Raw genomic sequence first — 6,000 nt, 5'->3', positions numbered from 1 at the left:
ACAGGCTTGTCCGGGGCCTCGGCGGCCTTCGTGGGGCCGTCGTCGCTGGAACAGGCGACGAGGCCGAACACGGTTGCGGCGCCGGCGACGAGCGCCAGCGACCGGCGGGCGCCCCTGAGGAGGGACGGGGGGCGGGCTGCGGACCAAACCAAGGCGGGCCTGCCTTTCACGATGAGTCGACGAGGTGGCGAACGTTTACCCGATCAGACTAACCGACGCCCCCGTAAACGACGCTTTACGCGGCGGGGCGCTCCCCCTAGAGACGACGAAAACCTCCCCCGCACGCCATGTGCGGGGGAGGTTGGCCGTCGTAAAGCGAAACGCTCTTAGGCGGTGGCGTCCAGCGGGTTCTTCACCCAGGACATGAGGTCGCGCAGCTTCGAGCCGGTCTCCTCGATCTGGTGGTTCGCGTACTCGGCGCGCAGGCCCTCCAGCTCCTTGTTGCCGTTGTCGACGTTGGCGATCAGGCGCTTGGTGAAGGTGCCGTCCTGGATGTCGGACAGGATGTCCTTCATGCGCTTCTTCGTGTCGGCGTCGATGACGCGCGGGCCGGAGAGGTAGCCGCCGAACTCCGCGGTGTCGGACACCGAGTAGTTCATGTTGGCGATGCCGCCCTCGAACATCAGGTCAACGATGAGCTTGAGCTCGTGCAGGCACTCGAAGTACGCCATCTCCGGCTCGTAGCCGGCCTCGACCAGCACCTCGAAACCGACCTTGACCAGTTCCTCGGTGCCGCCGCACAGCACGGCCTGCTCGCCGAACAGGTCGGTGACGGTCTCCGCCTCGAAGGTGGTCGGGATGACGCCCGCGCGGGCGCCGCCGATGGCCGCGGCGTAGGACAGGCAGAGGTCCTTGCCCTCGCCCTTCGGGTCCTGGTCCACGGCGATGAGGCAGGGCACGCCCTTGCCGTCGACGAACTGGCGGCGGACCAGGTGGCCCGGGCCCTTCGGCGCGACCATGCCGACGGTGACGTTCGCGGCCGGCTTGATCAGGTCGAAGTGGATGTTCAGGCCGTGGCCGAAGAGCAGCGCGTCGCCGTCCTTCAGGTTCGGCTCGATGTCCTCGGTGTAGACCTTGGCCTGGGTGGTGTCGGGGACGAGCACCATGATGACGTCGGCCCACGCGGCGGCGTCGGCGTTCGACTTGACCTCGAAGCCGGCCTCCTTGGCCTTCTCCGCCGACTTCGAGCCCTCGCGCAGGCCGATGACGACCTCGACGCCGGAGTCGCGCAGGTTCTGGGAGTGCGCGTGGCCCTGGGAGCCGTAGCCCAGCACCGCGACCTTGCGGCCCTGGATGATCGACAGGTCGGCGTTGTCGTCGTACAGCAGTTCAATAGCCATGGAAGTGAGATTGCCTTTCGTGGAAAGCAGGTTGATTCGCGATTGCGGTTCCTCGCCTGGACCGGCCCCGGCGCATTCGCTCGGGGAACAGTCTAGCCAGGAGGTTGTTTCGGGGGTTACAGCGCCCGGGACGCCAGCATCGGCTTCGGGCCGCGGGCCACCGCGACGGTGCCGGACTGCACCAGCTCGCGGATGCCGAACGGCTCGAGGACGTCGAGCAGGGCGCGCAGCTTGGAGCGCTCGCCCGTGGCCTCGATGACCACCGACTCCTGGGACACGTCGACCACGCGGGCGCGGAAGAGCTTCGCCGCGTCGACGACCTGGGGCCGGTTGACGTTGTCCGCCGTGACCTTGACCAGCAGCAGCGCGCGGGACACGAGCTGGTCATCCGGCTGGCGGACCACCTTGAGCACCGGCACCAGCTTGTTCAGCTGCTTGGTGATCTGCTCGATGGGCAGATCCTCCGTCTCGACCACGAGGGTGATGCGGTTGACGCCGTCGACCTCGGTGGTGCCCGAGGTGATGGATTGGATGCTGAACCCGCGGCGGGTGAACATGCCGGCGATGCGGACCAGGATGCCCGGCTCGTCGAGGGTCAGCACGGACAGGGTGTGCAGTTCGGCCATGATGAGCTTCACTTTCCTCTTCGTCTGGTTACCGGGTTACCGGGTCTGGGTGGTCGGGTGGTTCGCCTCGGGCGCCTTGGCGGCGTCCTCGGCGTTGTCGGCCATCGTCTCGTGGATGTCCGCCGGCGTCTCGCCGGCCGACATCTCCTCGTCGAACAGCGGGCGCAGGCCGCGGGCCGACTCGATCTCGTCGTTGGACTTGCCGGCGGCGACCATCGGCCACACCTGCGCATCCTCGCCGACGATGAAGTCGATGACCACCGGGCGGTCGTTGATCTCCCGCGCCTTCTGGATCGCCGGGATGACCTCTTCTTCCTTGGTCACGCGGATGGCGACGCAGCCGAGGCCCTCCGACAGGCGGACGAAGTCCGGCACGTAGGAGTTGTCCTGCGGGCGCAGCTTGGTGTTCGAGTAGCGCTGCTCGTAGAACAGCGTCTGCCACTGACGCACCATGCCCAGGTTGCCGTTGTTGATCAGGGCGACCTTGATGGGGAAGCCCTCGATCGCCGACGTGGTCAGCTCCTGGTTGGTCATCTGGAAGCAGCCGTCGCCGTCGATGGCCCAGACTTCCTTCTCGGGGGCCGCGGCCTTGGCGCCCATGGCGGCCGGCACGGCGTAGCCCATGGTGCCCAGGCCACCGGAGTTGAGCCAGGTGCGCGGGTTCTCGTACTGGATGAACTGCGCGGCCCACATCTGGTGCTGGCCCACGCCGGCGGCGTAGATGGCGTCCGGGCCGACGATGTCGGACAGGGTCTTCAGCACAAACTGCGGCGACAGCGAGCCGTCGGACTGCTCGTCCCAGCCGAGCGGGAAGTCGGCGCGGAGCTTGTCCAGCTCCTGGCGCCAGGGCCGGATCGACGGGGCGGGCAGGTCGAGGGCGCGGTACGTGGCGGCCAGGGCCGCGAGCACCTCGCGGGCGTCGCCGACGATGGGCACGTGCGCCTCGCGGATCTTGCCGATCTCGGCGGGGTCGATGTCGGCGTGGATGACCTTGGCCAGCGGCGCGAAGGTGGACAGCTGGCCTGTGACGCGGTCGTCGAAGCGGGCGCCGATGGTGATCAGCAGGTCCGACTTCTGCAGGGCCGCGACGGCGGAGACCTTGCCGTGCATGCCGGGCATGCCCATGTGCAGCTCGTGGGCGTCCGGGAACGCGCCGCGGGCCATCAGGGTGGTGACGACCGGCACGCCGGTCATCTCGGCGAAGGCGATCAGCTCGGCCGAGGCGTCGGCCTTGATGACGCCGCCGCCGACGTAGAGCACCGGACGCTCGGCCGCGGCGATCATGCGCACGGCCTCCTCGATCTGGCGGGAGTGCGGGGTGGTCACCGGGCGGTAGCCGGGCAGGTCCACCTCCGGCGGCCAGACGAAGTCGATCTCGGCGTTCTGCAGGTCCTTGGGCACGTCGACGAGGACGGCGCCCGGGCGGCCGGTGGAGGCGAGGTGGAACGCCTCGGCGATCGCCTTGGGGATGTCGTTGGCGTCGGTGACCATGAAGTTGTGCTTGGTCACGGGCATGGTCACGCCGCGGATGTCGGCTTCCTGGAAGGCGTCGGAGCCCAGCAGGGGCATGCCGACCTGGCCGGTGATGGCGACGACGGGCACGGAGTCCATCTGCGCGTCGGCCAGCGGGGTGACCAGGTTGGTGGCGCCGGGGCCGGAGGTGGCGATGCACACGCCGACCTTGCCGGAGACCTGCGCGTAGCCGGTGGCGGCGTGGCCGGCGCCCTGCTCGTGGCGCACCAGGACGTGGCGGATCTTCTCGGAGTCGAACAGCGGGTCGTACAGCGGGAGGATCGCGCCGCCCGGAATGCCGAATACGACGTCCGCGCCAAGCTCCTCGAGGGACCGGACGATCGCCTTCGCGCCGGTCATGCGCTCCGGCGTCGTACGGCGATTCTGCGCGGCCACGGTGGCGGGCGAGGGGCTGTTCTGTGGGGCGGCGTTCATTCCGGTGCGCTCCTGTGGTCGGGTGTGGGCGGGTCCGAACATGATGGACCTGGCGAGATGCCCGAGACGGGATTCCGCCGGCCCATGTCACCTTCGACCCTAGCGTCCACATAGTGGACAGTCAATCCCACATAGTTGGACGACACCCCGGGGAACTGCCGGAACTCCCCCGTATTATCCCCCGCGCCTCAGGCTCCTCTAAGTCTGCGAACCTACCGTGGCGCCCATGGAATTTCTTCTATATCTATTGCAGCGCACCTGGTCGTGGATAGCCAACAACGGCCTGTCCATCGCCGCGCTGTTGATCCTGGTGGTGCTGATCCCGCGCATCCGCCGGTTCGTCATCGCCGTCGCCACCGGCAACATGTCCGAGGGCGAGGAGGCGACGAAGGGCAGGCGCGCCCTGATCGGCGCGGTCGTCTACATAGTGGAGATGATCGCCTACTTCATCGTCGGCATCGCGCTGCTCGGGCAGTTCGGCGTCTCGCTGACGGCGGCGGCCGTGCCGGCGACGGTGGTCTCCGCCGCGATCGGCTTCGGCGCGCAGGGCGTCATCGCGGACCTGCTCGGCGGCGTCTTCATCATCGCGGAGAAGCAGTACGGCATCGGCGACTGGGTGGAGTTCCACTCCCCCTCGGGCACGGTGCAGGGCGACGTGGTGAACATGACGCTGCGCGCGACGACCATCCGCACGCTCAACGGCGAGGAGGTCGTGGTCCCGAACTCCGAGGCGCGCATGTGCGTCAACTACTCGTCGAAATGGTCGCGCGCGGTCATCGAGATGCCGGTGCCCATGACGGCAGGCGGGTCGATCCGCGATCTGGAGGAGCGCACCCTCGAGGCCGCCCGCCGCGCGATCGCGGCCGACGGCGTCAAGGAGCACGTCTTGTCCGAGATCCGCATCCAGTCCTCGACCCAGCTCGTCGCCCCGACGACGATGGGCCTGCCGTGGACGGTCACCATGCGCCTGATCGTCGATTGCGAGCCGGGCGACCAGTGGCTCATCGAGCGCGCGGTGCGCTCGGAGATCATCGACACCTGGTGGGACGACTACGGCGAGCGCGCGACGGGCAACCCCCTGAAGACGGCGGAAGCGCTGAGCGCCCACTTCGGCGCGTTGCCGGCGGGCGTGGCGGACAGGTTCGGGCAGTCGCCGGTCACCCGCCCCGATTCGCTTGACGACGCCGACGGCCCGACGACCATGCTGGGCGCCGGACGAGGCGCCGGGCCGGCATCGCGGCGCGGCGAGGGGTCGCTCGAGGTGGAGCAGGCCCACGCCGCCGCCCAGGATGCTGCGGCATCGGGTGACGAGCGCCGCCGCAGCGACATCCCGTCCGCGGGCGCCCGCATGGATGCGGAGCGGCGCAAGGCCGGCAACGATCCCGATGATTCCGGCGAGACCGCGGTCATGCCCCGCGGCCGCTACGGCGCCGCGGACCGAGACGAGGACGATCCGGACGTCCATGACGGAAAGGACGGGGACGACGCAGCCGAGAAGCAGTCGTCGGCCGAGGCCGCCACCGGCCCCGAGTGGTCGGCGATGACCCGCCGCGAACGGGTCCGCCGCGTGCTGTCGGCGGGTGGCCGCGCGCGGCCGTCGACGGTCGTGATGATTTCCGCCCTGGTCGTCCTGGGGCTGCTCAACCTGGCCACCGTCGAACCGGGCGAGGGCGAGGACGGGGTCGCCGGTTGGCTGGCGCCGAGCCGCTTCACCGGGGAATCCGAAACGACGGAGGAGAACACCGGGGGCGAGACGGGCACCGGGAACGGAGGCTCGACCACCGCCCCGCCGACCACCACTCGCCAGCAGGACGAGATCCGTCCCCCGCAGAACGAGACCGGCACCGGAACCGGTACGGGAACCGGCACCGGAGGCACGGGCGATACGGGTGGCACGGGCACCGGCACCGGAACGGGCGGCACCGGAACCGGCACCGATACCGGCACCGGCACGGGCGATACGGGTGGCACGGGCACGGGAACCGATACCGGAACCGGAACCGGCGGCGGCACGGACGGCACAGGCACCGGGACCGGCACGGGCACCGGCGGGACGGCCAATTAGCGGTTCGAGTACCGAGTGCATG

At 69.4% G+C, this 6,000-nt stretch carries 4 protein-coding genes; 1 reads left to right on the top strand and 3 read right to left on the bottom strand.

Going from position 1 to position 6,000, the window contains the following annotated elements; all coding sequences use genetic code 11:
- Positions 1-326 precede the first annotated feature (326 nt).
- The 3 genes from ilvC to CX1_RS05555 all read right to left on the bottom strand — a co-directional run bounded on the left by ilvC (position 327) and on the right by CX1_RS05555 (position 3,913).
- A complete protein-coding gene (gene ilvC, locus CX1_RS05565; RefSeq protein WP_046650519.1) occupies positions 327-1,340 on the bottom strand; it encodes a ketol-acid reductoisomerase in 1,014 nt (337 codons plus the stop codon).
- A gap of 116 nt (positions 1,341-1,456) precedes the next feature.
- Positions 1,457-1,966: an acetolactate synthase small subunit gene (gene ilvN, locus CX1_RS05560; RefSeq protein ID WP_046650525.1), complete on the bottom strand. Its 510-nt coding sequence runs from the start codon at positions 1,964-1,966 to the stop codon at positions 1,457-1,459.
- 36 nt (positions 1,967-2,002) lie between these two features.
- Entirely contained in the window at positions 2,003-3,913 is a 1,911-nt protein-coding gene (locus tag CX1_RS05555) for an acetolactate synthase large subunit (RefSeq protein ID WP_046650518.1), read from the bottom strand.
- A 226-nt stretch (positions 3,914-4,139) separates the two neighbouring features.
- On the opposite strand from CX1_RS05555, the gene CX1_RS12810 reads away from it, so the two are divergent.
- The gene (locus CX1_RS12810; RefSeq protein ID WP_240941433.1) at positions 4,140-5,978 is read left to right on the top strand and encodes a mechanosensitive ion channel family protein; all 1,839 of its coding nucleotides are present in this window, start codon (positions 4,140-4,142) and stop codon (positions 5,976-5,978) included.
- Positions 5,979-6,000 lie beyond the last annotated feature (22 nt).

It is taken from the genome of Corynebacterium xerosis NBRC 16721 = ATCC 373 (assembly GCF_001552415.1).
GTDB classification, from domain to species: domain Bacteria; phylum Actinomycetota; class Actinomycetes; order Mycobacteriales; family Mycobacteriaceae; genus Corynebacterium; species Corynebacterium xerosis.
This window is presented reverse-complemented; position numbering and strand designations above follow the sequence as displayed.

Bases quoted from the DNA above. Each gene is read 5' to 3' on its own strand.
- ilvN (WP_046650525.1), bottom strand. From the start codon at position 1,966: ATGGCCGAACTGCACACCCTGTCCGTGCTGACCCTCGACGAGCCGGGC.
- CX1_RS12810 (WP_240941433.1), top strand. From the start codon at position 4,140: ATGGAATTTCTTCTATATCTATTGCAGCGCACCTGGTCGTGGATAGCC.
- ilvC (WP_046650519.1), bottom strand. From the start codon at position 1,340: ATGGCTATTGAACTGCTGTACGACGACAACGCCGACCTGTCGATCATC.
- CX1_RS05555 (WP_046650518.1), bottom strand. From the start codon at position 3,913: ATGAACGCCGCCCCACAGAACAGCCCCTCGCCCGCCACCGTGGCCGCG.